Source organism: Kitasatospora phosalacinea (genome assembly GCF_000716545.1).
Lineage (GTDB): Bacteria > Actinomycetota > Actinomycetes > Streptomycetales > Streptomycetaceae > Kitasatospora > Kitasatospora phosalacinea.
Genome location: NZ_JNWZ01000015.1, coordinates 1 through 25,372, shown reverse-complemented (window position 1 = coordinate 25,372; position 25,372 = coordinate 1). Strand labels below are relative to the sequence as shown.

The window sequence follows — 25,372 nt, the reverse complement described above, 5'->3', positions numbered from 1 at the left end:
GGGAGAACGGGGCGGCCCCTCGGGCTGTCACCGCCGCGGCTACGGCTTCGGGGTGATCGGGTCGGTCGCCTTGTCGCCGGGCTTGGTCCACAGCTGGACGGTGGTGCCCTGGTCGACCGAGGAGTTGGCCGGCGGGTCGCTCTTGATCACGATCGCGTTCTCGTCCTGCGGGCCGCCGTTCACGACCACCGACTGCAGGTGGTTCTTCTGCAGGTCGGCGATGACCTGCTTGTAGGTGCGGCCCTCGGTGATCGGCATCAGGACCTTGTCGGCCTGCTTGCCGACGGTGATGTTGACCGTGGAGCCGGTCTTGGCCTGGGTGTTCTTCGGGCTCTGGTCGAGGACCTGGCCGGCCTGGGTGGGGTCGGTGACCGTCTTGTTGGTCGCCGTGACGGTGAAGCCGGCCTCGGAGAGGATCCGGGTGGCCTCGTCCTGGGCCTTGCCGATCACGCTCGGCACGGCGACCTTCTGCTGGCCGGAGGAGACGGTCAGGGTGACGGTGGCGCCGGGGGCGGCCTTGCCGGTGACGTCCTGCGAGACGACCTTGTCCTGATCGATCTTGTCGTCGTTGGCGTAGGCGTACTTGACGTCGAAGCCCTTGTCCCGGAGCGCCTTGGTCGCGTCGTCCTTGGACTTGCCGGCGACGGACGGGACGTCGACCTGGGCCGCGGCGGCGGCCAGGTGCACGGTGATGGTGCCGTCGGCGGCCATCTGGCCGGCCGCGGCCGGGCTCTGGGTGCAGACCCGGTCCTTCTGGACCTTGGTGTCGGGGCAGTCGGCCGCCGGGTCCCCGGCGGTCACCTTGAGGTTGGCGCTCTGCGCCTTCGCGGCGTTCGCGGCCTCGTCCAGGGTCATCCCGACCAGGTTCGGCACGCTGGTCTTCCCGGCACCCGTGCCGCCGGTCTTCACCATGGACTGCACCACGAAGAAGGCGCCGACCAGGACCAGCACCGCCGCGACGGCGAGCACGATCCAGGAGGTGTTGCTCTTCTTCGGCTGCTCCTCGCGCCGCCGGCTGCCGCGGCCCTCGTAGCCGTCCCCGTCGCCGCCGTAGCCGTTGTCCTGGTAGCCGCCGTACGGGGCGGGCTGCTGGCCGCCGACCGGCGGCATCATGGTGGTCGGGCCGCCGCCCTGCTGGGGCAGCATGTTGGTCTGGCCGTACGGGTCGTACTGGTTGCCGCCCTGGTCGTAGCCGTAGCCGGCCGCGCCCATGCCGTAGGCCGCCTGCTGGGCGGCGGCCACCGGCAGGCCGTCGAGGAAGCGCTCGATGTCGTCGCGCATCTCGTCGGCGGACTGGTAGCGGTAGTCGCGCTCCTTGGCGAGCGCCTTGAGCACGATCGCGTCGATCTCGGGGCGCACCTCGGGGTCGTACGAGGACGGCGGGGCGGCCTCCTCGCGGACGTGCTGGTAGGCCACCGCGACGGGCGAGTCGCCGACGAACGGCGGCCGCAGGGTGAGCAGTTCGTACAGCAGGCAGCCGGTGGAGTACAGGTCGGAACGGGCGTCGACGGTCTCGCCCTTGGCCTGCTCGGGGGAGAGGTACTGGGCGGTGCCGATGACCGCGGAGGTCTGGGTCATCGTCATGCCGGCGTCGCCCATCGCGCGGGCGATGCCGAAGTCCATCACCTTGACGTTGCCCTGCCGGGTCAGCATCACGTTGGCGGGCTTGATGTCGCGGTGCACGATGCCGGCGCGGTGCGAGTACTCCAGCGCCTGCAGGATGCCGATGGTCATCTCCAGCGCCCGCTCGGGCAGCAGCCGCCGGCCGCTGTGCAGCAGTTCGCGCAGGGTGGAGCCCTCGACGTACTCCATGACGATGTACGGGATGGAGATCCCGTCGATGTAGTCCTCGCCGGTGTCGTAGACCGCGACGATGGCCGGGTGGTTGAGCGAGGCCGCGGACTGCGCCTCGCGGCGGAACCTGGCCTGGAAGGAGGGGTCGCGGGCCATGTCGGTGCGGAGGGTCTTCACCGCGACGGTGCGCCCGAGCCGGGTGTCGTGGCCGAGGTACACCTCGGCCATGCCCCCGCGCCCGAGGACGCCGCCGAGCTCGTACCTGCCGCCTAGGCGACGAGGCTCTTCCATATCTCCGACCCTCTCCCCCACCGGCAGGTGAGGATGTGACGTAGGTGTCCCCGCACGCTCTCTTCGGACGCGTCGGCCGCCGCCGCGGTTTCACGGCCGGGGCGACTTTCCGGCTGCGGGTACACCCGCTGCTGGCGGATACGCTACCGGGCGAACCTGGGCCGACCCGAGCAGGCCGTCAGCTGAGACCAGACCGGTACCGACCGGGAAGGTTCCATTGTGACAATTCCGGCCGCCGATCGAGGACCGGCGGCCGGAATGTGACGCATGCGACCGGAACTACTTGCCGAGGGCCGCCTGCATCATCGATTTGGCGATCGGCGCGGCCAGCGAGCCGCCGGAGATCTCGGAGCTCTGCGCGGCGCCGTCCTCGACCACCACCGCGACCGCGACCTGCTTGCCGGAGGAGTCCTTGGCGTAGGAGACGAACCAGGCGAACGGCTTGCCCGCGTTGTCCTGGCCGTGCTGCGCGGTGCCGGTCTTGCCGCCGACCGTCACGCCGGGGATGTTCGCCCGCTGGCCGGTGCCGTTCTTCACCACGCCCTCCATCAGCTGCTGGAGCTTCTGCGCGGTGGCTGGCGAGACGGCCTGGCTCATCTGGTGCTCGGAGTGGGTGGAGATGGCGTGGCCGGGCGCGCCCTCCTGGGCGACCAGGTACGGCTGCATCAGCGAGCCGTTGTTGGCGATGGCGGCGGCCACCATGGCCATCTCCAGCGGGGTGGCCCGGGTGTCGTGCTGGCCGATGGCGTCCATCGCGGTGCCGTCGGGGGAGGAGCCGCTCGGGTAGTAGCTGGCGGCCGCCCGGATCGGGACGTCCACCTTGTCGTTGTTGAAGCCGAACTTCTCGGCCTGCGCGCGCACCGCGTCCCCGCCGAGCTCGGCGCCGATCTTGCCGAACACCGTGTTGCAGGACAGCGCCATCGCCGCCGCCAGGGTGGCGTCGGTGCAGGGCTCGTCGGGGCTGTCGTTGACCAGCGGGGTGCTGGTGCCGGGCAGGATGTACGTCTCCGGGGTCTGGGTCTCGTCGTTCGGGTCCTTGAACTTGCCGGTCTCGAACGCGGTGGCGGCGGTGACCAGCTTGAACGTCGAGCCGGGCGGGTAGGTCTGGCGCAGCGCCCGGTTCAGCATCGGCTGGTTCGGGTCGGACTTCAGCGCCGTCCAGGCCGCGGAGTCGGCGTCGCTGCCGCCGGCGAAGGTGCCCGGGTCGTAGGACGGGGTGGAGACCAGCGCCAGGATCGCCCCGGTGCGCGGGTCGATGGCCACTGCGGCGCCCTTGCGGTTGCCCAGGCCCTCGAAGCCGGCCTTCTGCACCTTCGGGTCGATGGTGGTGACGACGTCGCCGCCCTGCCTGGTCTTGCCGGTCAGCATGTCCAGGGTGTTGCGGAAGAACAGCCGGGAGTCGGTGCCGGACAGCACGTCGTCCTCCAACTTCTCCAGCTGGCTGGCGTCGAAGACCTGCGAGGAGTAGCCGGTCACCGGGGCGTACATCGGCCCGTCGACCCAGGAGCGCTTGTACTTGTAGCGCAGGCCGTTGACGAAGTCGGACTTGGTGACCGGCTGGCCGCCGACGATGATGTTGCCGCGCGGGTAGGCGTACCTGTCGTACTTCGTCCGCTCGTTGTGCGGGTTGCTCGCCCAGGCCGAGGCCTGCACGCCCTGCACCCAGTTCACCCGGACCATCAGCGCCAGGATCAGGACCAGGCAGAAGATCGAGACCCGGCGGATCGGCTTGTTCACGAGGACGCTCCCCTGCTCTGGCCCGGCGCGCCGTGACCGGGCGGCCCGAAGCGGTCGGGACCGGCGGGCTCCGGGATGGCCGGGGCGGGTTCGGCGGCCGGCTCGGCGGCCGGGCGGCGGGCGGTGTCGCTGATCTTCATCAGGACGGCGATCAGCGCCCAGTTGGCGACCACCGAGGAGCCGCCCTGGGCGAGGAACGGCATCGTCATGCCGGTCAGCGGGATCAGGCCGGTGACGCCGCCGGCGACCACGAACACCTGCAGCGCGAACGCCGAGCTGAGGCCGACCGCGAGCAGCTTGCCGAACGGGTCGCGGGCCGCCAGGGCGGTGCGCAGGCCGCGCTGCACCACCAGGCCGTAGACCAGGAAGATCGCCATCAGGCCGGCCAGGCCGAGCTCCTCGCCGAAGGAGCCGAGGATGAAGTCGCTCTTCGCGGCGAACTGGATCAGCCAGCTGCGGCCCTGCCCCAGGCCGGTGCCGACGGTGCCGCCGGAGCCCAGCGACATCAGGGTCTGGCCGATCTGCTCCGAGGACTGCTTGGGCGGGTGCGGCCCGAACGCGGCCATCGGGTCCAGCCAGGCGTTGATCCGGGTCTTGACGTGGTGCTCCTTGGTGGCCACCAACGCGGCGCCGCCGAAGGACATCAGCAGACCGAAGACGATCCAGCTGGTCCGCTCGGTGGCCACGTAGAGCATCACCACGAACAGGCCGAAGAACAGGAAGGACGTACCGAGGTCGGTCTCGAACACCAGGATCAGGATCGACAGCAGCCAGACCACCACGATCGGGCCGAGGTCGCGCCCGCGCGGCAGGTACAGGCCCATGAACTTGCGGCTGGCCAGCGCCAGGGCGTCCTTCTTCACCATCAGGAAGCCGGAGAAGAAGATGGTCAGGATGATCTTGGCGAACTCGCCCGGCTGGATCGAGAAGGACCCGAAGCGGATCCAGATCTTCGCGCCGAAGTCCTCCTCCCGGGACGGGAAGAAGGCCGGCGCGGCCAGCAGCACCAGCGCCACCACCATCGAGATGTAGGTGTAGCGCTGCAGGATCCGGTGGTCCTTGAGCAGCCACATCACGCCGATGAACAGCGCGATGCCCAGGCCCGACCACATCAGCTGGTTGGTGGTCGCCGGGAAGTTGTTGCGCAGCAGCTTGCCGGCCTTGTCGAGGCGCCAGAGCATCACCAGGCCGAGCCCGTTCAGCAGCGTCGCCAGCGGCAGCAGCAGCGGGTCGGCGTAGGGGGCGAAGCGGCGCACCGCCAGGTGCGCGGCGCCGGCCAGCACGGCCAGGCCCAGGCCGTACGCCAGGATGTTGGCGGGCAGCGTGCCGTCCATCGCCAGACCCACGTTGGCGTACCCGAGGATCGGGACGGCCAGCGCGAAGGCCAGCATCAGCAGCTCGGTGTTGCGCCGGTTGGGCACGGTGTCCGCGGCGGGCCGGTCGGCGGCGCGGCGCCGCCGGGCGGCGGGCGTGCGGCCGCCGCTCACGTCGAAGGTGCTCATGCCTGTGTGAAACCCCCCGGGTTCGACCGCGGCCCTACTGGGCCGGGCAGGACGCGGCGAGCTGCTGCTCCTGTTCGGTCAGCGGCGGCGCGGACGGCTCGGTGCCCTCCCCGGTGGCCGGGGCGGCCTTGGAATCGGCGACCTTCTTGCAGACGGCGGCCTGCGCGCGCAGGCCGTCCACCTGCTTGCGGGCCTCGTCCAGCCCGTCGGCCTGGATCTTCTTGGTGACCTGGTCGCGCTGGTAGGCGGGCAGGTACTTGAGTTCGACGTCGGAGAACTGCTGGTAGACCGAGCTGAGCTCGATGCCGACCAGGCTCTGGTCCAGGCCGCGGTAGACCGCGACGTGGCCGTCCTCGGAGCCGACGTAGTACTGGTCCTGGTTCCACTGCCAGGCGAAGAAGCCGCCGGCGCCGAGCACCGCGAGGACCAGCACCCCGATCAGGGTGAGCTTCAGGCCGCGCTTCTTCTTCCGGCGGTCGACCGGCTCGCCTGGCTCGAACTCCTCGCCGGGCGCGCCGTAGCCCGCCTCGCCGTAGCCGCCCTCGCCGGCCGGGAAGCCCGCGGCCGGGGCGCCGAAGCCCTCGGGGGGGCCGAAGTCGCCCGCCGGGGCGCCGAAGCCGGGCTGCTGCTCGTAGCCGCCCTCGTACCCCTGGGCGGGCCCGAAGGCGCCCTGCGGGGCCTGCGGCTGCGGGCCCTGGCCGCGACCGAGGCCGGCGGCCCGGCCGGCCGGGGTGTCCAGCAGCTGCGGGTCGTTGAAGTGGTGCGGCTGGCTGTCGGCGACCGCGCCGACCACCACCGGTGCCTCGGCGGCCTGGCCGCTGAGCGGGTCGGTGGCGCCGACGTCGATCACGTCGGCGACGATGCAGGTGATGTTGTCGGGGCCGCCGCCGCGCAGCGCCAGCTGGATCAGCTCCTGGACGGTCTGCTCGGGCGCGTAGAAGCTGCCGAGCGTCTCCTCCAGGGTCTGGTGGCTGACCGGCCCGGACAGGCCGTCGGAGCAGATCAGGTACCTGTCGCCGGCCCGGACCTCGCGGATCGACAGGTCGGGCTCGACCTGGCCGCGGCCGTCGAGGGCGCGCATCAGCAGCGAGCGCTGCGGGTGGGTCTCGGCCTCCTCGGCGGTGATCCGGCCCTCGTCGACCAGCCGCTGCACCCAGGTGTGGTCCTGGGTGATCTGGTCGAGCCGGCCGTCGCGCAGCAGGTAGGCGCGGGAGTCGCCGATGTGCACCTGGCCCATCCGCTGGCCGTCCCAGAGCAGCGCGGTCAGCGTGCAACCCATGCCCTCCAGCTGCTGGTCCTGCTCGACCATCTGCCGCAGCCGGTCGTTGGCGGTCTGCACCGCCTCGTTGAGCAGGCTCAGCAGGTCGGCGCCGGGGTGCGGCTCGTCGAGCCGGACGATCGAGCCGAGGACCTCGGAGGAGGCGACCTCGCCGGCCGCCGCCCCGCCCATGCCGTCGGCCACCGCGAGCAGCCGGGGCCCGGCGTAGCCGGAGTCCTCGTTCCCTTCACGGATCAGGCCCTTGTGCGAGCCGGCGGCGAAGCGCAGCACGAGACTCATGCTGTCCGGGCCCTCCTTCGGGTGGAGCTGGTCCTCATGCGCTGACTACTTCCGCAGCTCGATGACGGTCCTGCCGATTCGGATCGGCACGCCGATCTGGAGCGGCATCGGCGTGGTGAGCCGCTGCCGGTCGAGATAGGTGCCGTTGGTGGAGCCTAGATCCTCCACCGTCCACTGCCCAGTCTGATCCGGGTAGATCCTGGCGTGACGCGAGGACGCGTAGTCGTCGTCCAGCACGATCGTGGAGTCGTGCGCCCGGCCCAGCGTGATGGTCTGGCCCTGCAGCGCGACGGTCGTGCCGGCCAGCGAGCCCTGGGTCACCACCAGGTGGGTGGGCTGGCCGCGGCGCTGCCTGGCCTGGGCCTGCTGGGCGGCCGCCGCGGGGGCGCCCTGGCCCTGCGGCGGTCGGCCCGCCCCGGCGGGGGCGGGGGCGGTGGGTCGCTGGGCGGCGCGCGCCGCGCCCTTGGTGTTGAACAGGTCGCTGCGGATCACCTGCACCGCGACGATGACGAACAGCCAGAGGACGGCGAGGAAGCCCAGCCGCATGACCGTCAGGGTCAGATCAGACATACCGGCCCGCTTCTACCCTTCGACCTGTCGGTAGACGATGGTGGTCGACCCCAGGACGATCCGGGAGCCGTCGCGGAGCGTAGCGCGCTGGGTGTGCTGCCCGTCCACCACGATGCCGTTGGTGGAGCCCAGGTCCAGGACCATCGCGGGCGTACCGGGACGGATCTCCGCGTGCTTGCGGGACACCCCGGGGTCGTCGATCCGGATGTCCGCCTCGGTGGAGCGGCCCAGCACCACCGCGTTCTGGCTGATCTGGTGCCGGGCGCCGTTCACCTCGACCCAGCGCCGGGTGCCGGCGCCGCCGTGGCCCGCTCCGGGGAAGGGCCGCACGTTCCCGGGGGCCCCGGCGGGCGGGGCGGACGGCATCGCGGGCGGGGCGGCGGGCGGCGGCGGGGCGCCGTACGGGGCGGCGGCCGCCCCCTGGTGCCAGGGCGCGCCGGGCGCGGGCGGGGTCGGCGGGCGCCCGTAGCCCGGCTGGGGGGCGGCGGGCGGCTGGGCCGGGGCGCGCTGGGGCTCCTCGGCGGTCAGCGTGCGGCTGCGCACCCGGTAGAGGCCGGTGTCCAGGTCGTCGGCCTTCTCCAGGGCGACCTGCAGCGGGCCCATGAAGCTGTAGCGCTGCGCCTCCGCGTACTCGCGGACCATCCCGGCCAGCTCGTTGCCGAGCTGGGTGGAGTAGGGGCTGAGCCGCTCGTGGTCGTGCGGGCTGAGCTCGACGATGAAGTCGTTCGGGACGACCGTGCGGTCCCGGTTCCAGATGGTGGCGTTGTTGTCGCACTCGCGCTGCAGGGCGCCGGCGATCTCCACCGGTTGGACCTCGGACTTGAACACCTTCGCGAAGGTGCCGTTCACGAGACCTTCGAGTCGCTGCTCGAACTTCTTCAGGACTCCCACGGGGCACCCCCTCTCAGGGCGTCGGACGGGCCGGCTCGTCGGCTGGAAAGCGGTACTTCCGTACTGATCGTATCCACGCCCGGCCCTTCCGTACGGTTCCCCGCCTAGGTCGCGCCCGGAGGGGTACCCGCCGGACGGCCCGCTCACTCGTTCCCCCCGCCTCCGGTTGCGGGCCGCCGGAGTCCGTGCCGGGGGCCCGGTGGGAATGGATTCGCAGGTGCGGCCAGGGGCGTGCTAATGTTTTCCATGTCGGAAGGGGCGCCCGAGAGGGAGCCGAACGGAAGACCCCGAGAGATGCGGTAAGCTTCTCGACAGGTCGGAAGAAGCGGTAAGCAACTGAAGACAACACCCATGCGCGGGTGGCGGAATAGGCAGACGCGCTGGATTCAGGTTCCAGTGCCCGAAAGGGCGTGGGGGTTCAACTCCCCCCTCGCGCACAGCGAAGCCCCGCAGATCTACGGATCTGCGGGGCTTTCTCGTTGTCCGGAACCGGATCGGCCCGGGCGGCCCAGTCCGGCCCGACCCGGCCCCGGCGGTCCCCGGGGCCGGTCGGCCTCAGTGCGCGGGGAGCACCGCGTGCAGGACGAAGCCGCCGTCCGGGGCGGGGGCGGCGGTGAAGGTGCCGCCGAGCAGGGCGGCGCGTTCGCGCAGGCCGATCAGGCCGTGGCCGCCGCCGGGCAGCGGGGCGTCGTCCGCGCCGGCGCCCGGGGTGCGGGCGGGCGGGGGGCCGTTGCGGACCTCGACGTGCAGCTTGCCGCCGCGGGCGGCGATCCGGACGGTGACGGGGGCGCCGGGGGCGTGCTTGCTGATGTTGGTCAGGCCCTCCTGGACGGTGCGGTAGGCGGCCCGTTCGACGGCCTCGGGCCAGGGCCGGCGGCCGGGGTCGAGGCGGCTGGTGACGGCCAGGCCGCTGCCGTCGATCAGCCGGGGCAGGTCGGCCAGGGTGGGCTGCGGGGCGAGCGGGGTGCCGGGGACGCCGGCGGCGCGCAGCACGCCGACCATCTGGCGCAGCTCGTCGAGGGTGCGCACGGAGAGCTCGCGGATGGTGCGGGCGCCCTCGCGGGCGGCCGGGTCGGTGCTGGAGACCTGGACCGCGCCCGCCTGGATGGAGATCAGGCTGACCTGGTGGGAGACCACGTCGTGCATCTCGCGGGCGAGCCTGGCCCGTTCGGCGGAGAGCACCTTCTCGGCGAGCAGCCGGCTCTCGCGCTGCCGGCCGGCGGTGAGTTCGGTGACGCGGTCGGCGAGTTCGCCGCGGGTGCGGGCGAGCATGCCGAGGGCGGCGGGGCCGGCGCCGAGCATCACCGACTGGATGGCGTAGAGCGCGTTGTCCCGGCTGAGCTCGAACAGGCCGGGGTCGAGGGGCCAGTGGAAGAACTCGACCAGGGCGAAGGCGGTGGCGCAGGCGACCGGGACGCGGGGCCGGGACCAGGCGGCGGCGACCGAGTAGACGGCGGTGATGGGGGAGAGCCAGATCTCGTTGAAGAACGCCCCGGGCAGGGTGAGCAGGGCCACCGGCAGGGGGTGCCGGCGGCGCCAGAGCAGGACGGCGACGGAGAGCGCGGAGAGGGCCAGCTGCCAGGGCGCGGAGTCCCTGGCGACCAGGGCGGAGTCCATCGCGGCGAGCAGCACCGGGGCGAGCAGGGTGGTGCGCGGGGAGCGCAGCCAGGCCGGGGCCCGGCGGCGCGGCTCGGCGGGCTCCTCGGGGGTCACTCCCCGTCCCGCCGGTCGCGGACCAGCCCGGCGCGGTGGGCGATGACGGCGGCCTGGACGCGGTTGGCGGCGCCGAGCTTGGCCAGGATGGCGCTGATGTGGTCCTTGACCGTGCCGGTGCCGAGGAACAGCCGGTCGGCTATCTCGGCGTTGGACAGGCCCTCGCCGAGGAGTGCCAGGACGTCCAGTTCGCGGCCGGTGAGCCGGCCGGTGAGGGTGGCGGCGGCGGTGTCGGGGCCGCCGCCCTCGACGTAGCCGCTGATCACGGTGCGGGCCACGGTCGGGGAGAGCACGCTGCCGCCGGCCGCGAGCACCCGGACGGCGTGCACCAGCTGTTCGGGGGCGGTGTCCTTGAGCAGGAAGCCGGCGGCCCCGGCCCGCAGCGCGGTGCCGATGTGCTCGTCGGTGTCGAAGGTGGTGAGCATCGCGACGGCGGGCGGTTCGGGCAGCGCGCGCAGCCGGCGCAGCACGCTGATGCCGTCCAGGTCGGGCATCCGGACGTCGAGCAGGACCACCTGGGGGGCGAGCTCGCGGACCATCCGCTCGGCCTGGCCGCCGGAGCAGCCGCCGACCACCTCCAGGTCGGGCGCGGTGCCGACGATCAGGCCGAGCCCGGAGCGGACCAGCACCTCGTCGTCCACGATCAGGACCCGGGTCGGCGGCATGTCTCTCCCTGCTGGGGCGGGTTCGGTCCCGGTCGGCGCTCCGGCACCCCCGCCGAACGGCGGGGGTGGGAATCCGCTACCGGATTCACGCAATTCTCATCGCCGCTGGGCAACCATGGAAATCGGGGTGGAGTGCGCGGAACCGCGAGCGGATGCGCCCCGCTGATCGATCGTCTGGAATGGTTGCTGTGTCCACTGTGAAGACGGCTTCCTCGGCCGTGTCCCCGACCCGGGGCGAAGGTCAAGGTCCGCTGGCACGGTGGCGGCCGCGGGCCGCCGCGTCCACCGTCTGGTACCTGCGGCTGATGGCGCTGCTGAACCTGGTGGCGGTGCTCTCGGTGCCCTTCCGGGACGAGGTGGAGCGCCACAACACGGGCGAGTACTTCACCCCGTACCTGATGACGGCGGGCCTGACCTCGATGCTGGCCTCGCTGTTCCTGGCGGTGGCGATGCGCCGCCGCAAGCGGGCGGCGTGGATCTTCAACACCGGGCTGGCCGGGGTGACGTTCCTCGGCTGCCTGGTCTGGATGGCCTGGGGCGAGCGGTACCGGGACCACCCGTGGAACTACTTCTCGGTCGGGCTGACCGGGCTGTTCCTGGTGGCGCTGCTGGTCTCGCGCCGGGCGTTCACCTCCAAGGGCGACCGCTCCAACCCGAAGACCGCCGCGGCCGCCGCGGTGGGCGGGCTGCTGGTGGGCGGGCTGGTCGGCTCGGTGCTGGTGCAGCTGACCAACGAGGTCTCCGGCGGCGATTTCGGCACCCGGTTCAGCTACGCGGTGCACCGGATGATCACGCTGGAGCCCTCGGAGCGGGTCCGCGACGTGGTCTCGGTGCCGACCTGGGCGAACGCGACGATCAACGCGATGGGCGCGGTGCTGTTCCTGTTCGTGCTGTGGGTGGCGTTCCGCTCGCCGCGCGGCGAGGAGCTGCAGAGCGACGAGGACCAGGCCCGGCTGCGCGAGCTGCTGGAGAAGCAGGGCGAGCGGGACTCGCTGGGCTACTTCGCGCTGCGCCGGGACAAGGCGGTGGTGTTCTCCCCGTCCGGGAAGGCGGCGATCGCGTACCGGGTGGTCGGTGGCGTCACGCTGGCCTCGGGCGACCCGATCGGCGACCCGGAGGCGTGGCCGGGGGCGATCGACGCCTGGCTGGCGGAGGCCCGCGAGCACGCCTGGGTGCCGGCCGTGATGGGCGCCTCCGAGGAGGCCGGGGTGATCTACGCCCGGCACGGGCTGGACGCGCTGGAGCTGGGCGACGAGGCGATCGTCGAGCTGGACGAGTTCTCGCTGGACGGCCGGGCGATGCGGGTGGTCCGGCAGGCGTACAACCGGGTCAAGCGGGCCGGGTACACGGTGCGGATCCGCCGGCACGGGGACATCCCGGAGTGCGAGATGGCCGAGCTGGTGGCCAAGGCCGACCACTGGCGGGACGGCGCGACCGAGCGCGGCTTCTCGATGGCGCTGGGCCGGCTGGGCGACGCGGGCGACGGGCGCTGCGTGATGCTGGAGTGCTTCGACGGGGACGGCGAACTGCGGGCGCTGCTGAGCTTCGTCCCGTGGGGCGAGCACGGCCTGTCGCTGGACTTGATGCGCCGTGACCGGGACAGCGAGAACGGCCTGATGGAGTTCATGGTGATCGAGCTCCTGCAGCGCGCGAAGGAGGTGGAACTGGAGCGGGTCTCGCTGAACTTCGCGATGTTCCGCTCCGTCTTCGAGCGCGGCTCGAAGCTGGGCGCCGGGCCGGTGCTGCGGCTGTGGCGCTCGGTGCTGGGCTTCTTCTCGCGCTGGTGGCAGATCGAGTCGCTGTACCGGGCGAACGCGAAGTACCGCCCGATCTGGGAGCCGCGCTACCTGCTCTTCCAGAAGAGCGGCGAGATCCCCCGGATCGGCATCGCCTCGGCCCGCGCGGAGGGCTTCATCACGGTGCCGAGCATGCCGGCGCTGTTCCGCCGCCGGCACGGGTGAGCACGGTTTCCCGGCCGGACACGGCGCGGGACGGGGTGGTCCCTCCGCCGGGGGGCGGAGCGGACCCGGGGGGGTCGGCCTCCGGGAGGACGGCGGGAATGGTCTCCGAGGCCGATGCCGCCGCCGGACCCGGTGCGTAGGGTCGGAGACGGGGCGGGGAAGCAGCGGTGACGCGGGACGGAACGGAAACGGACGGGAGAGACGGGCTCGTGAAGCAGATCACCCGCGCGGGGGGCGCGCGACCGGGGTGGTGGGCGGTGCTCCGCCGGGCCGCGGTCGCCGAGTGGGGGGAGCTGTTCGCTTCCGTGAAGGACCAGGTGGTGCGGCGGAAGTTCGCCGCCGTGCCGCTGGCGACCGCGGCGACCGCGCTGGTGCTGCTGTTCTCGGTGGTCCAGCACCTGCCGGGCGGGGACCGGTTGGTGGCCGACATCGGGGTGGTGAAGGCGGCGCTGCCGCTGGACGTGTCGCTGCTGCGCACCCCGCTGTCGCTGTACGTGCCGGCCCTGGACCTGCCGGTGTGGGGTGCGCTGGCGCAGGTGTTCCTGGTGTTCGGGGTGGCCGAGATCGTGCTGGGGCGGCGGCTGACCCTGGTGGTGGCGTACGTCTGCACCCTGGCGGGCACGCTGTTCGCCCGGATCGGGGTGGCGCTCGGGCCGCACCACGCGATGGGCTTCCCGCGCTGGGTGGCGCACGTGCGGGACACCGGGCCCTCGGCGGCGGTGGTGGCGCTGGCCGTGGTGGTGGCGCTGCGCTGCCGGGCCTGGTGGACGGGCGGGGCGGTGGTGGTGTCGATGGCGGTGGAGGCGCTGCTGCTGCCGAACCTGGCCGGGCTGGAGCACCTGGTGGCGATCAGCGCGGCGGCGCTGATCGCGGTCTGGGTCGAGGTGTTCGGCGACTACTGGCCGCGGGTGCTGAGCGGCGTCGGGGCGGCCGCGTCGGTGGCCGCGAAGGGCCGGACCAGGGCGGCGGTCGCGCCGTAGGCCCGCCCCGACCGGCTCCGCTCCCGGGCGGTCAGCCGCGCGGCAGCGGCATCTCGAAGTAGACGACCTTGCCGACGGCCTTGCGGGAGGTGCCCCACTTCTCGGCCAGTTTGCTGACCAGGTTCAGGCCGCGGCCGTGCTCGGCGTCGGCGTCGGCGGGCTCCAGCGAGGGCAGGTTGTGGTTGTCGTCGCTGACCTCGACCAGCAGCTTGTCGACCCGGATCAGCTGGAGCTGCACCTCGGCCCGGGCGACCCGGACCGCGTTGGTGACCAGTTCGGAGACCAGCAGCTCGACCGTCTCGGCGAGGGCGTCGAGCTGCCAGGTGGCGAGCTGGTCGCGCACCAGCCGGCGGGCCCGGCCGACCTCCAGTTCGGTGACGCCGAGCTGCCAGGTGGCGACCTCGGTCGGCGGGACGCCGTCGAAGCGGGCCACCAGCAGCGCGATGTCGTCCTGCCGGTCCTCGGAGTGCAGGGTGTTCAGCACGGTGTCGCAGGCCTCGTCCGGGGTCTGCTTGGGGTCGATCAGGTTGCCGCAGAGCGCCGCCAGGCCCTCTCCTATGTCGCCGCCGCGGACCTCCACCAGGCCGTCGGTGCACATCACCAGCATCGAGCCGTCCGAGACGTCGATCTTCTTGGTCTGGAACGGCACCCCGCCGACGCCGATCGGCGCGCCGGAGGGCAGTTCCAGCAGCTCGCCGCGGCCGTCGGGGTGGACCAGGACCGGTGGGACGTGGCCGGCCGAGGCGAGCTCGCAGGTGCGGTTGATCGGGTCGTAGACGGCGTACAGGCAGGTCGCCAGGTGGTCGTCGCCGAGCTTGTGGGCCAGGTTGTCCAGGTGGCGCAGCAGCTGGCCGGGCGGCAGGTCGAGGGCGGCCAGGGTCTGCATGGCGGTGCGGAAGCGGCCCATCGCGGCGGCCGAGTGCAGGCCGTGGCCCATCACGTCGCCGACCACCAGGGCGACCCGGCTGCCGGGCAGCTGGATGGCGTCGAACCAGTCGCCGCCGACCTCGGCCTTGCGGTCGCCCGGCATGTAGCGGTGGGCGACCTGCACGCCGGGGATCCGCGGCGGGCGGGTCGGGATCATCGAGCGCTGCAGCGTGGTGGCGACCTTGGACTCGGCGCGGTGCAGCCGGGCGTTGTCCAGGGAGAGCGCGGCCCGGGCGGCGATCTCCTTGAGGGTGTCGGCGTCGGAGCGGGTGAACGGCGCCCGGTCGGACAGCCGCAGCAGCTTGAGGATGCCCAGCACCGCGCCGCGGGCGGACAGCGGCAGCACCAGCATCGAGCGGCCGACCACGGCCGGCTCCAGTTCGGGGCCGCCGAGCGAGGCCGCGTAGTCGACCGCGACGTCCGCCGAGATCATCGGCACCAGCACCGGCTGGTTCTCCTGCAGGGCCAGGCCGGGCGGGGTGGAGCGCGGCATGGCCAGCAGCGCGCCCTCGTCCAGGACGTGGTTCCAGCGCTGCTGGGACGGGTTGAAGGTGCGGGCGACCCGGCGCAGCATCGTCGCGTCGTCGGGGGAGCCGGCGGGCAGTTCGGCGTCGGAGATCAGGCTGTCGAGCAGGTCGACGCAGGCGAAGTCGGCGACCCGGGGGACCAGCACCTCGCACAGCTCGCGGGCGGTGGTGTCCAGTTCGAGCGTGGTGCCGACCTGGCTGCCGACCGAGGCGAGCAGCGCGAGGTCGCCGTCGTCGGGCAGCCCGCGGACCACCTCCACGCCGGTGCCGGGGGCGGCCGCCCGGCTCGGCGGGACGGCGGCGGGGGCGGCGGTCGGTTCGGGTGCGGCGGCGGCTGCGGGGTCGATGGCGGGGCCTTCCGGGTTCGGGCCGTGGGCGGCGGCTTCGCGCGGGCCGGGGACGGTGCTGCCGGACCGCGGTGCGGCCGGCCCGGCGGGCGCTGTCCGCACCCCGGGGCGGCCCGGGGCGCCCGTGCCGGGCGGCGGCCCGTCCGCGCGGCGGGCGCGCTGCTGCGGGGTGGGGTAGCGGCGGCCGAGGCCGGCGGCGACCCGGGCGGTGCCGGTGCCCTCGGGGGAGGACTGGTAGGGCACCACCGGGAGCCGGGTCGCGGCGTCCACCCGCAGGGCGGGCGGGCCGGCCTGGGCGAGGGCGTCCAGCAGCCGGCGGCGGCGCTCCTCGGAGCCGGGCGGGAGCAGCGCGGCGAGCGCCTCGGCGGCGGCCGGGCCGGGCGGGGCGAAGGCGGCGTCGACCTGCTGCGGGCGGGCCGCGGCGGGCGCGGCGGCGTACGGGACGAGGCGCTCGCCGAGGGCGATCCGCGGGCCGGCGGCGCGCAGCGGGCGGGCGTCGGCGGCCAGCGCGAGCAGCGAGCGGCCGGACGGCTCGATCAGCGGGTAGGCCCACCACAGGACGTCGCGCGGGCGCTCCTCGCGGTCCTGGACGACCATCGGGCCGGCCCAGGGGCCGTGCAGCGCGAGGTCGTCGAGGGTGTCGAGGGCGTCGCCGCGGCGGGCCGGGCCGGTGCCGTCCGGGCGGGGTTCGAGGGCGGGCAGCAGACCGTGCGCGGTGCGGCCGAGGGCGACTTCGGCGCGGTGGCCGAACAGCTCCTCCGCGGTGCGGTTCCACAGCGCGATCCGGCCGTCCGGATCGACCAGCACGGCGGCGATCCGGAGCAGGGCGACCACTCCGGCGGGGGGTGTGGAGTCGGTCTGGTCCACCATGGGTATCGGTCTGCCCCTTTGTTGTGCTTGCTGCTCCTCCTGGCCGGGTGCGCGCGTCCTTGCGCGCGCCCTCCAATGAAGCACGGAGTCGGCTGGGGGAGGTAGGTAATCGGGCAGATTCGTCAGTATCAGTTGCGTGTCGCCCGGTGCGCGCCCCCGGGGGGCCGCGTCACCACCCGATCGGCGGTGCGCCGGGCCCCCGGTAGGGTGGCCAGGGTGAGCGTACCGAGCGTCGAGGTGTGGGCGGACCCGCAGCGGCGGGACCTGGAGGAGCGGGTCGCCGCGGCCGAGCTGGCCTGGCTGACCCTGGACGTGGACGTGGCCACCCTGCGGGTGGAGATCGACAACTTCGCGCTGGCCCACCACCAGCTGCTCGGCCCGCTGTACGCCGAACTGGACGAGCTGGACGCGCTGATCGCCGAGACGGTGGCGGCGCTCAGCGGCGACCCGGAGGACCTGCGGCGGGCCCGGGAGGCCCGGGAGCGGGTCGAGCCGCCGGAGGAGCGCGGCCCGCGCGAGGGCGAGCCGGAGGCCCGCCGGGTGCGCCCGGACAAGGACGCCCAGCGGGTCTACCGCGAGCTGGCCCGCCGCGCCCACCCCGACCTGACCACCGACCCGGCCGAGCAGGAGCGCCGCTCGGCGTTCATCGCCCGGGTCAACGAGGCGTACGCGCTGGCCGACACCGAGGGGCTGGAGCGGCTGGCCGAGGAGTGGTCCTCCTCGCCGGACTCGGCGCCCGCCGCCGACTCCCCGGACCGGCTGGCCTGGCTGCGCCAGCGCCTGGAGTGGCTGACCGGCCGGATCACCGCGCTGGCGGTGGAGCGGGTGCGCCTGGAGCGCACCCCGATGGGCGAGCTGCTGCTGCTGCGCCCCGACGAGCCGGAGCGGCTGCTGGAGGACCTCGCCGAGCAGCTGCTGGCCACCGCCGCCGAACGGCAGGCGAAGCTCGCCGCCCTGCTGCCCGACAATGGCGGAAACGAACCGTCCGACACCCCTCAGGAGACGCCCCCGATGTTCGCTCAGCTGCCCACCGCCGACGCCGCCTCGGTGCCCGACGACGCCGTCCTGCTCGACGTCCGCGAGCAGGACGAGTGGGACGCCGGGCACGTGGACGGCGCGCTGCACATCCCGATCGGCCAGGTGGTGGCCCGCCTCGACGAGCTGCCCGAGGGCCGGCTGTACGTGATGTGCCGGGTCGGCGGCCGCTCCGCGCAGGTGGTGCAGTACCTGGTCGCGGGCGGCCGGGACGCGGTCAACGTGGACGGCGGGATGTTCGCCTGGGAGGCCGCGGGCCGTCCGATGGTGAGCGGCACCGGGCAGGAGCCGTTCGTCCTGTAGGGCGGGCGCGAGGGTCCCGGCCCCTGTTCGAACGTGCGGGCGGTGCGGCAGGATGTCCGCCGTGCGCGTCTGGTCCACACCCGCCCGGGTGGTGCTGGTGGTCGCCGGGGTGGGCCTGGGGGCCTGCGTCCTGGCGTTCCTCGGCGCGCTCTTCCTGCACGTGGCGCCCGCGAACTCGGTGTCCAAGGAGTACCGCGACCAGGTCGACTGGGTGGTCTACCCGGAGTTCGAGCAGAACTGGAAGCTGTTCGCGCCGGACCCGCTGCAGCGCAACGTCGAGGTGGACGCCCGGGTGCAGACCATCGGCGCGGACGGGCAGGTGGCCACCGGCGCGTGGCACGGACTGACCGCCGGGGACTGGGCGGCGATCCGGCACGACCCGGCGCCCAGCCACCTGGACCAGAACCTGCTGCGCCGGGCCTGGGACTTCTACGAGTCCACCCACGGCGAGGGCGACGCGCAGGCGCCGGACGGTTCGCGCGGGCGGATGGCCGAGCGGTACCTGGAGCGGATCGCCCTGCAGCGGATCGGCCCCGGCGGCGACCGGGTGATCCAGGTCCAGCTGCGGGCCACCGTCACCTCCGTCGCGCCGCCGGCCTGGAGCCGGGAGCAGGTGGACACCGCCCCGCACGTCCGCGAGCTGCCCTGGTGGCCGGTCCAGGCCGAGGACCGGCGGGGCCTGTCGTGACGTCCGCCGCCACCGCCGTCCGGGCCGCGCTGCCGCGGCTGCTGACCACCCTCGCGCCGTACCAGGCCGCCGTGGTGCGGATCGGCGTCGCCGGCACCTGGGGCGCCTACCTGCTGCGCGAGTGGCCCCACCGGCGGGTGCTGTACGGGGACCGCTCGCCGTGGTCGGCGGAGCTGAACGACCGGCTGCTGGCCGACACCCACGCGTTCACCGCGCTGTCCTGGAGCGACGGCCGCTGGTGGTTCGAGGCGGTCTACCTGCTGGCGCTGCTGTCCGCGGTGGCGGTGGCGGCGGGCTGGCGCACCCGGGCGTCCACGGTGCTGTTCGCGCTGACCGTGCTGTCGCTGCAGAACCGGAACGTGTTCCTCGGCGACGGCGGCGACAACCTGGTCCACCTGATGGCGATCTACCTGGTGTTCACCCGGTGCGGCCGGGTCTGGTCGCTGGACGCCCGCCGCCGGGCCCGCAGGCCGGGCAGGGACCCGTCCGAGTGGGGCGAGCCGCGGGCGGTGGCCGACGCGCTGGCCGCGATGCTGCACAACTGCGCGATGCTGGTGATCGCCGTCCAGGTGGTGCTGGTGTACGCGGCGGCCGGCTGGTACAAGGTCCAGGGCACCCGCTGGCAGGACGGCACCGCCGTCTTCTACCCGCTGAAGCTGGGCTACTTCACGCCCTGGCCGGAGCTGTCCGGGCTGCTCGGCGGCAGCCTGCTGGTGACCTTCGCGCTGACCTACGGCACCGTGATCATGCAGGTCGGCTTCCCGTTCTCGCTGGCCGCGCGGCGGTTGAAGAACGTGCTGCTGGCGGTGATGGTGTGCGAGCACCTGGCGATCGCGGTGCTGCTCGGGCTGCCGTTCTTCTCGCTGGCGATGGTCTCGGCGGACGCGGTGTTCCTGCCCACCGCCTTCCTGCTCGCGGTGCGGGAGCGGCTGGCGGGCCGCTGGGCGGCGCTGCGAGCCGGGCGGCGGACGTCCGGGGCGGCGGACGGGACGGGCGCGGACGGTGCGGCGGGCGTGGACGCGGGCGCGGGCACGGCGGTGGACGCGGGCGCGGGCGGGGAGCCGGTGGGCGGTCGCGGCGACTGACGAGCCCGTGGGCGAAAAGTCGTTAAGCTCGCGGTATGTCCTGGTTCACGGCCCTGCGCGACACCGCGAAGGCCGGGCTGACCGTGGACCGCTCGCTGACCAACCCCAAGCGGGCGCTGCGCGGGGCGCTGGCGGCGGCGCTGGTGGTCTTCCCGGCGCTGTTCGTGTACGGCCCCGCGCAGGCCACCTCGGCCGCGATGGGCGCCTTCATCGCGGGCACCGCGACCTTCCAGCGCTCGTTCCGCCCGCGCGCCTCGCTGGCGCTGGCGGCGGCCGCCGGGCTGGGCCTGTCGACCTTCCTGGGGTACGTCGCGGTGGGCATCCCGGGCGCGTACCCGGTGCTGCTGGCGCTGTGGGCGTTCGGGGCCGGGCTGGCCTGGGCGATCGGGCCGACCGCGGGCGTGGTCGCCGCCAACACGCTGGCCGTGATGATGGTGGTGGTGCAGCTGCCGGTGTCGGTGCCCACCGCGATCGAGCACGGGCTGCTCTGCTCGGTCGGCGGCGCCGTCCAGGCCCTGGTGGTCACGCTCTGGCCGATCGACAGCTGGCGGGCCCAGCGCGACGCGCTCGCCGACATCTACGCCGGGCTCGGCGACTACGCCCGGCGGCTGCGGCACGACCCGGTGGCGCAGGTCGACCCGGAGCCGTTCATCGTCGGCCGGCAGGCGGCCCGGCTGACCGCCCGGCAGGCCAGGCGCCGCCCGCCCGAGCTGCGCGGCCTGCGCACCATCGCCGAGCGGATCCGCCCGGCGCTGGCCGCGCTGGCCGATCCGCGGGTCGGCGCCGCCGAGGAGGGCCCCGAGCGGGACCGGGCCCGCGAGGTGCTGGCCGCCGCCGCCGAGGTGCTGGACGCGCTGACCCGGGCGATCCGCAGCGGCGACCCGCTCCGGCTGCCCAAGGACACCCCGGGCCTGGCGCTGGCCCGCCCGGGCAGCGGCAGCGGCGAGGACCTGCTGCGCGGCGGCGCCCGCCGCTCGGCCCGCCGGCTGTCCGGCCTGCTGAGCCGGGCCGCCGACCGGCTGGACCGGCAGGACCGCACCACCGTGCAGTCCCGCACCGAGCCGGCCACCGGCCTGCGCCGTCCGCCGCTGGTCAAGGTCGCGCCCGCCGCGCTGGCCACCGTCGGCCGGCAGCTGCACCGGCACTCGGCGATCTTCCACCACGCGGTGCGGATGGCCGTGGTGGTCACCTCCGCCTACCTGGCCGCGCGGCTGCTGCGGATCGAGCACGGCTACTGGGCGCCGATGACCTCCGCGATGGTGATGCGCCCGGACTTCGCGCAGACCTTCAGCCGGGGCGTGGCCCGGGTGGCGGGCACCGCCGCCGGGGTGCTGCTCTCCACCGCCGTCGTCCAGGTCTTCGACCCGGGCGGCTGGGTGCTGGCGGTGCTGGCGGTGTGCTGCATGGGCCTGGCCTACCTGACCATGCGCACCGGGTACGCGGTGATGACGGTGGCGATCTCCTCGTACGTGGTGTTCCTGCTCGGCCTGCAGCCCGGCGACCCGGTGAAGCTGGCCGTGGACCGGGTGTCGATGACGCTGCTGGGCGGTTTCGTCGCGCTGGCCGCGTACGCGCTGTTCCCGACCTGGCAGACCGCCCGGCTGCCGGAGCGGCTGGCCGAGTGGCTGGCCTCGGCGGGGCGGTACGCGGCGGCGGTGTTCGGGGCGTACGGGGACCCGGCGGGCGGGCGGGCCGAGAAGGACGTGCGGCCGGCGCTGCTGGACGTGCGGGAGGCGCGCGGCGAGATGCTGGCGGCGCTGGACCGGGCCGAGGTGGAGCCGGTGCGGCACGACGAGCAGGTGCTGCGGGAGCTGACCCGCAAGCAGTTCGACAAGGCCCGCTCGGCGGTCGGCATGCTGGACCGCTCCACCGTCCTGCTGGAGGCCCACCTGCCGGGCGAGGACGCCCCGCCGGTGCCCGGCGCCGCCGCGTTCGGCGAGGAGCTGCGGGACGCCACCGCGCTGGCCGCCGCCGCCGTGCTGCTCGGCCAGGACGTCGACTTCACCGCGCTGCGCGAGGCCCACCGCACCTGGGACCACCAGCTGGCCGGGCTGCCCCGGGACGACCGGATCGACGTCGTCCGGGCCGGGGCCCGGCTGGTCATGCAGGCGCTGACCGAGCTGGAGCGCTCGGTGCGGACGCGGCAGCGGCCGGCCAGGCCCGAGCCCGTACCGTTGGGGGCGTGAGCGACACCTCGGTGCCCCAGCTGGGCGAGCAGTACGACGACCTTGGCGACGACCGCGAGATCGGCGTCGGCCCGCACCCCGAGCCGTGGCCCGACGACCCCCGGCTGGACCCGGAGCTGCTGGCCGCGGGGGACCGGCGCAACGTGGTGGACGGCTACCGGTACTGGCGGCACGAGGCGATCGTCGCGGACCTGGACACCCGGCGGCACGGCTTCCACGTCGCGGTCGAGAACTGGCAGCACGACTTCAACATCGGCTCGGTGGTGCGCACCGCGAACGCCTTCCTGGCCCAGGAGGTGCACATCGTCGGGCGGCGGCGGTGGAACCGGCGCGGCGCCATGGTCACCGACCGCTACCAGCACGTGCGCCACCACGGCTCGGTGGCCTCGCTGGCCGCCCACGCCGCGGAGCGCGGACTGCCGGTGATCGGGATCGACAACCTGCCGGGCGCGGTGCCGCTGGAGACCTTCCGGCTGCCGGAGCGCTGCGTGCTGCTGTTCGGGCAGGAGGGGCCGGGTCTGACCGCCGAGGCGTGGGAGCACGCGGCGGCGGTCTGCTCGATCGCGCAGTTCGGTTCCACCCGCTCGATCAACGCGGGCGCGGCCGCCGCGATCGCCATGCACGCCTGGGTGCGGGAGCACGCCGCGCCCTGAGCGCGGCGGGCCCCCGCGCGGGCCGTCAGGAGAACAGCAGCTGCCAGGTGTGCGGGCCGGGGTAGCCGTCGGCCTCGGCGCCGCTCCAGCCCTGGGCGCGCTGGAAGGCGGCGGTGTTGAGCCGGTCGGCCTCGCCCCAGCTCCGGTCCGGGCCCTCCCGGTAGGCGGCGCCGAAGCCCTTGGCGACCAGCCGCTGCCCGAGCAGCAGCACGTCGTCGTTGACCTTGCCGGGGCCGAACCGGTCGGCGCCGGGGAACGGCGGGGCCTGGCCGGGCGGCGGGGGGCTCGGGGTGCCGGGGGGCGGTGTCGTCGGTGTTGTCGGCGTCGGTGTCGGTGTCGTCGGGACCGTCGGGGTCGGCGGCCTCGTCGGGGCGGTGACGACGGGCGGGATGTCGTTGCCCTTGTGGTGCACCAGGAGGTCCCAGGTGTCCTTGCCCGGGTAGCCGTCGGCCTCCGCGCCGCGCCAGCCCTGGGCCAGCTGGAACGCCTCGGTGGCCTTCCGGTCGGCCTCGCCCCAGTCCGGGCCGGGTCCCTCCCGGTAGAACCGCCCGCCGCCCCGCTCCACCAGCATCTTCCCCAGCCGGGTCACGTACGGGTTGACCTTGCCGGGCCCGAACTCGTCCGCCCCCGGGAAGGCGTCGGAGTCCTCCGGCGCGGGCACCGGCTGGCTCAGCCCCCTGTAGCGGTACGGGAGGTAGCCGCTCGCGTTGCTCCAGTACGCGTACGGGGTGCTGCGCTTGGTGGTGCCCGGCCGGGTCTGCTCCAGTGCGGTGTACGTGGTGCGCGCGGCGTCCACCCAGCCGCCGAACAGGACGGTGTGCGAGCCGCCCTCCGGGTCCTTGGGGTTGTTGTAGACGAGCGCGTCGCCCGGCTGCAGGTCGTCCTTGGAGATCCGGTCGGCGAAGTCCGGCAGCGTCCAGGTGGTCTGGCTGCTGCCCAGGCCCCAGGCCATCGAGACGAAGCCGGAGCAGTCCTGGCGGTAGCCGTCCGACCAGTACTTGCTCATGCTGTACGGCACCTTCTGGTCCACCCAGGTCTGCGCCCGGCGCATGATCTCGGCCCGGGTGGTGGCGGGCCGGGGGGCCGCCGAGCGGAGGGCTCCGGCGTCGGCGCCGTAGGGCCCGGCGACCTCGCCCTGGGGCGTGTCGGGTATGAGCGGGCTGCTGTCGGTGCGCGGCGCGGCCGCGGCCAGGGAGACGGCGGAGCCGCCCAGCACGCTGCCGGCGGCGGCGATCAGGACGGCCGCGCGACGGGCCCCGAGGGGGCGGCGGCGGGGCGACCGGACGGCGTGCAGCCGGATCCGGCGGCGGTCGGCGCAGCCGCCGCAGGCGCAGGAGTCGTCCGGCTCGACATCGCTGAACTCCATCAGCACGGGTTGGTCCCGCCTTTCCTCGGTGAGCTCGCTGAGTGGGACTCACGTTCCCCGTGGGCGGCGGCGCGGACCACCTGATGGGGCGCCGGGCAGGGCGGTTCGGGTGAACGGGCGTACCACGGGGTCGGGCGTGGCGAGGGACGAAACGGGTCCGAAGGGATGAAAGGGGCGAAAGCGCACGAAGTGGAAGGAAAGGTAGTAAAAGGGAGCGAATGGGAGGGAAAGGGAAGGATAGGGAAGAATCGGGAGGGAAGGAGGACCCCGCCGACTACTCCCACTGCCAGCGGATGCCGACCTGCCCGGGCTGCTGGTCGGCGGTGAGCACGTGGGCGCTGGCGGAGGCACCGATCCACAGCGGCTCGCGGTGCCGGTCGACCTCGGTGCCGGGGGCGCGGTCGAAGCGCTCGCACTGCACCGGTACGGCGGCCGGGTCGAAGTGCACCTGCAGGACGTACTCGCGCACCGGCGCGGGGAAGAACCGCCCGTAGTCCGTGGTGGGGCCGGTGTCGGGGATGTGGACCTCGTACTCCAGGACGGTGGAGTCGCCCAGCGCCAGCGGCCGGTCGAGCAGCAGCTCGGCGACGAGCAGCCCGCTGAGCGGGCGGCGGCGGACCCGGCCGAGGCGGGCGTGCCGGACGGAGGTGATCTCGGGGCAGATCTGCACGCCCTCGTCGGACTTGTGGACGACCACGTGCCGGGTGACGCCGTCCACCGTCGCGCGCACCACCTGGCGCATCCGCAGCAGGTGGCCGCGGCGGGAGGCGTCCACGTAGTAGGCGTCGTGGATCGACTGGCGCTCCAGCTGGCCGGCCGGCGGGGCGTCGAGCTCGGCGAACACCTCGACCAGCTCGGCCTGGCCGGGCCAGACCTGCTCCAGCCGCAGGCCGTCGGGGGCGGGGCCCTGGGCGACCCAGCGGCCGCGCGGGCGGGGCGGGCCGAGCAGCGCGGTCAGCGAGGTGTGGCGCAGGCCGAGCAGTTCCTCCAGCAGGTGGACGGCGCGCAGCGAGGTGGCGCGCTCGGGCTGGCTGCGGCCGCGCCGCCAGTAACTGAGCGTGGTGACGCTCACCCTGACGCCCTGTTTGGCGAGCGCGGCGCGGATCCGGTCCAGGCTCAGGCCGCTGTTCTCGATGGCGGTGTTCAGCACCTCGGCGAAACCGCCCCCCGGTGCCGCCGGGACTATCGCGGCCGTCTGGGCCAGCGGGGCCAGCGGAGCCAGCGGGGCCGCCGGTACCGCCGGGGCCGGAGGCACGGCCGGCGCGGCCGGGGCCGGTGGGGCCGGCGGCTGCTCGGCACCGCGGTCGCGCTGTCCGACCAGTCGGAGCCGGCCGGCGTGCTGCGGTTGTTGTGAGCCCATGCGACACCTTCCCCACCCGGCGGGTTCGGCGGGATCACCCCCGGCTCCACGTTGCCCGGCGGTGCGTCGGTGGTGCGCCGCCGAGCGTGTGGGAACCCTATGAGGGTTGAGAGGCTACGTCATTAATCAGGACATATGACAGTGGTCACGACAAGCATTTCGCAGGCGGAGCGAACCGGCAACACAGCTGACACACCACGGCCGGGAGAACCCCGGAGGGCCCTCCCGGCCGTGGTGCCGACGGCGGGTCAGGACACGGCGAGCGCGGTGTCGTCGATCACGAAGGAGGTCTGCAGCGAGGAGTCCTCGACCGCGTTGAACTTCACCGTGACGCTCTGGCCCGCGTAGGCCGACAGGTCGATG

The 25,372-nt window shown here is 74.0% G+C and carries 18 protein-coding genes, 1 tRNA gene and 1 pseudogene; 8 read left to right on the top strand and 12 right to left on the bottom strand.

Annotation, left to right across the window (positions count from 1 at the left end; translation table 11 throughout):
• Nucleotides 1–39: 39 nt before the first annotated feature.
• The 6 genes from pknB to OO48_RS09415 form a co-directional block, all read right to left on the bottom strand.
• Nucleotides 40–2,085 (bottom strand): Stk1 family PASTA domain-containing Ser/Thr kinase, encoded by a 2,046-nt coding sequence (gene pknB / locus OO48_RS09440; RefSeq protein ID WP_033214155.1) that lies wholly within the window; start codon nucleotides 2,083–2,085, stop codon nucleotides 40–42.
• Nucleotides 2,086–2,364: 279 nt separating this feature from the next.
• Nucleotides 2,365–3,822 (bottom strand): peptidoglycan D,D-transpeptidase FtsI family protein, encoded by a 1,458-nt coding sequence (locus OO48_RS09435; protein ID WP_033214154.1) that lies wholly within the window; start codon nucleotides 3,820–3,822, stop codon nucleotides 2,365–2,367.
• Entirely contained in the window at nucleotides 3,819–5,324 is a 1,506-nt protein-coding gene (locus OO48_RS09430) for an FtsW/RodA/SpoVE family cell cycle protein (RefSeq protein ID WP_245194574.1), read from the bottom strand. The genes OO48_RS09435 and OO48_RS09430 overlap by 4 nt, the downstream gene beginning before the upstream one ends.
• A gap of 34 nt (nucleotides 5,325–5,358) precedes the next feature.
• Nucleotides 5,359–6,882: a PP2C family protein-serine/threonine phosphatase gene (locus OO48_RS09425; RefSeq protein WP_033214153.1), complete on the bottom strand. Its 1,524-nt coding sequence runs from the start codon at nucleotides 6,880–6,882 to the stop codon at nucleotides 5,359–5,361.
• 45 nt (nucleotides 6,883–6,927) lie between these two features.
• The gene (locus OO48_RS09420) at nucleotides 6,928–7,452 is read right to left on the bottom strand and encodes an FHA domain-containing protein FhaB/FipA (protein ID WP_033214152.1); all 525 of its coding nucleotides are present in this window, start codon (nucleotides 7,450–7,452) and stop codon (nucleotides 6,928–6,930) included.
• A 12-nt stretch (nucleotides 7,453–7,464) separates the two neighbouring features.
• Entirely contained in the window at nucleotides 7,465–8,343 is an 879-nt protein-coding gene (locus OO48_RS09415) for an FHA domain-containing protein (RefSeq protein ID WP_033214149.1), read from the bottom strand.
• Between the two features lie 353 nt (nucleotides 8,344–8,696).
• Here OO48_RS09415 and OO48_RS09410 point away from each other — a divergent pair.
• Nucleotides 8,697–8,780: transfer RNA gene (locus OO48_RS09410), tRNA-Leu, on the top strand.
• Nucleotides 8,781–8,898: 118 nt separating this feature from the next.
• On the opposite strand, the gene OO48_RS09405 is transcribed toward OO48_RS09410, so the two are convergent.
• Together OO48_RS09405 and OO48_RS09400 are read right to left on the bottom strand one after the other, a co-directional pair.
• Nucleotides 8,899–10,056 (bottom strand): sensor histidine kinase, encoded by a 1,158-nt coding sequence (locus tag OO48_RS09405; protein WP_033214147.1) that lies wholly within the window; start codon nucleotides 10,054–10,056, stop codon nucleotides 8,899–8,901.
• Nucleotides 10,053–10,721 carry a response regulator gene (locus tag OO48_RS09400; RefSeq protein ID WP_033214145.1) on the bottom strand — a complete coding sequence of 223 codons (669 nt, stop codon included), beginning with the start codon at nucleotides 10,719–10,721 and terminating at the stop codon, nucleotides 10,053–10,055. Before OO48_RS09400 ends, OO48_RS09405 begins: the two co-directional genes overlap by 4 nt.
• A gap of 179 nt (nucleotides 10,722–10,900) precedes the next feature.
• Between OO48_RS09400 and OO48_RS09395 the strand changes: the two genes are divergently transcribed.
• A complete protein-coding gene (locus OO48_RS09395; protein WP_425338525.1) occupies nucleotides 10,901–12,682 on the top strand; it encodes a phosphatidylglycerol lysyltransferase domain-containing protein in 1,782 nt (593 codons plus the stop codon).
• Nucleotides 12,683–12,891: 209 nt separating this feature from the next.
• Nucleotides 12,892–13,662 (top strand): hypothetical protein, encoded by a 771-nt coding sequence (locus OO48_RS38150; protein ID WP_157845412.1) that lies wholly within the window; start codon nucleotides 12,892–12,894, stop codon nucleotides 13,660–13,662.
• A 31-nt stretch (nucleotides 13,663–13,693) separates the two neighbouring features.
• Here OO48_RS38150 and OO48_RS09385 read toward each other — a convergent pair whose 3' ends face one another.
• Nucleotides 13,694–16,333, bottom strand: a complete 2,640-nt coding sequence (locus OO48_RS09385) for an ATP-binding SpoIIE family protein phosphatase (protein WP_033214143.1) — start codon at nucleotides 16,331–16,333, stop codon at nucleotides 13,694–13,696.
• Between the two features lie 216 nt (nucleotides 16,334–16,549).
• Here OO48_RS09385 and OO48_RS40605 point away from each other — a divergent pair, with 216 nt between their 5' ends.
• From OO48_RS40605 to OO48_RS09360, 5 genes are all read left to right on the top strand, one after another.
• Nucleotides 16,550–17,671 carry a rhodanese-like domain-containing protein gene (locus tag OO48_RS40605; protein ID WP_081952008.1) on the top strand — a complete coding sequence of 374 codons (1,122 nt, stop codon included), beginning with the start codon at nucleotides 16,550–16,552 and terminating at the stop codon, nucleotides 17,669–17,671.
• Nucleotides 17,672–17,732: 61 nt separating this feature from the next.
• The gene (locus tag OO48_RS09375) at nucleotides 17,733–18,359 is read left to right on the top strand and encodes a DUF5819 family protein (RefSeq protein ID WP_157845411.1); all 627 of its coding nucleotides are present in this window, start codon (nucleotides 17,733–17,735) and stop codon (nucleotides 18,357–18,359) included.
• Nucleotides 18,356–19,444, top strand: coding sequence for an HTTM domain-containing protein (locus OO48_RS09370; protein WP_033214137.1), 1,089 nt, complete (start codon nucleotides 18,356–18,358; stop codon nucleotides 19,442–19,444). Before OO48_RS09375 ends, OO48_RS09370 begins: the two co-directional genes overlap by 4 nt.
• A 35-nt stretch (nucleotides 19,445–19,479) precedes the next feature.
• A complete protein-coding gene (locus OO48_RS09365; RefSeq protein WP_033214135.1) occupies nucleotides 19,480–21,630 on the top strand; it encodes an FUSC family protein in 2,151 nt (716 codons plus the stop codon).
• Nucleotides 21,627–22,283 (top strand): TrmH family RNA methyltransferase, encoded by a 657-nt coding sequence (locus tag OO48_RS09360; RefSeq protein WP_033214134.1) that lies wholly within the window; start codon nucleotides 21,627–21,629, stop codon nucleotides 22,281–22,283. Before OO48_RS09365 ends, OO48_RS09360 begins: the two co-directional genes overlap by 4 nt.
• A 25-nt stretch (nucleotides 22,284–22,308) precedes the next feature.
• On the opposite strand, the gene OO48_RS09355 is transcribed toward OO48_RS09360, so the two are convergent.
• The 3 genes and pseudogenes from OO48_RS09355 to OO48_RS39635 all read right to left on the bottom strand — a co-directional run.
• Nucleotides 22,309–23,649, bottom strand: coding sequence for a peptidoglycan-binding protein (locus tag OO48_RS09355; protein WP_033214393.1), 1,341 nt, complete (start codon nucleotides 23,647–23,649; stop codon nucleotides 22,309–22,311).
• A gap of 274 nt (nucleotides 23,650–23,923) precedes the next feature.
• Nucleotides 23,924–24,799 carry a hypothetical protein gene (locus OO48_RS09350; protein ID WP_081952007.1) on the bottom strand — a complete coding sequence of 292 codons (876 nt, stop codon included), beginning with the start codon at nucleotides 24,797–24,799 and terminating at the stop codon, nucleotides 23,924–23,926.
• Nucleotides 24,800–25,257: 458 nt separating this feature from the next.
• Nucleotides 25,258–25,372: pseudogene (locus tag OO48_RS39635) on the bottom strand (neutral zinc metalloprotease); the annotation flags it as partial.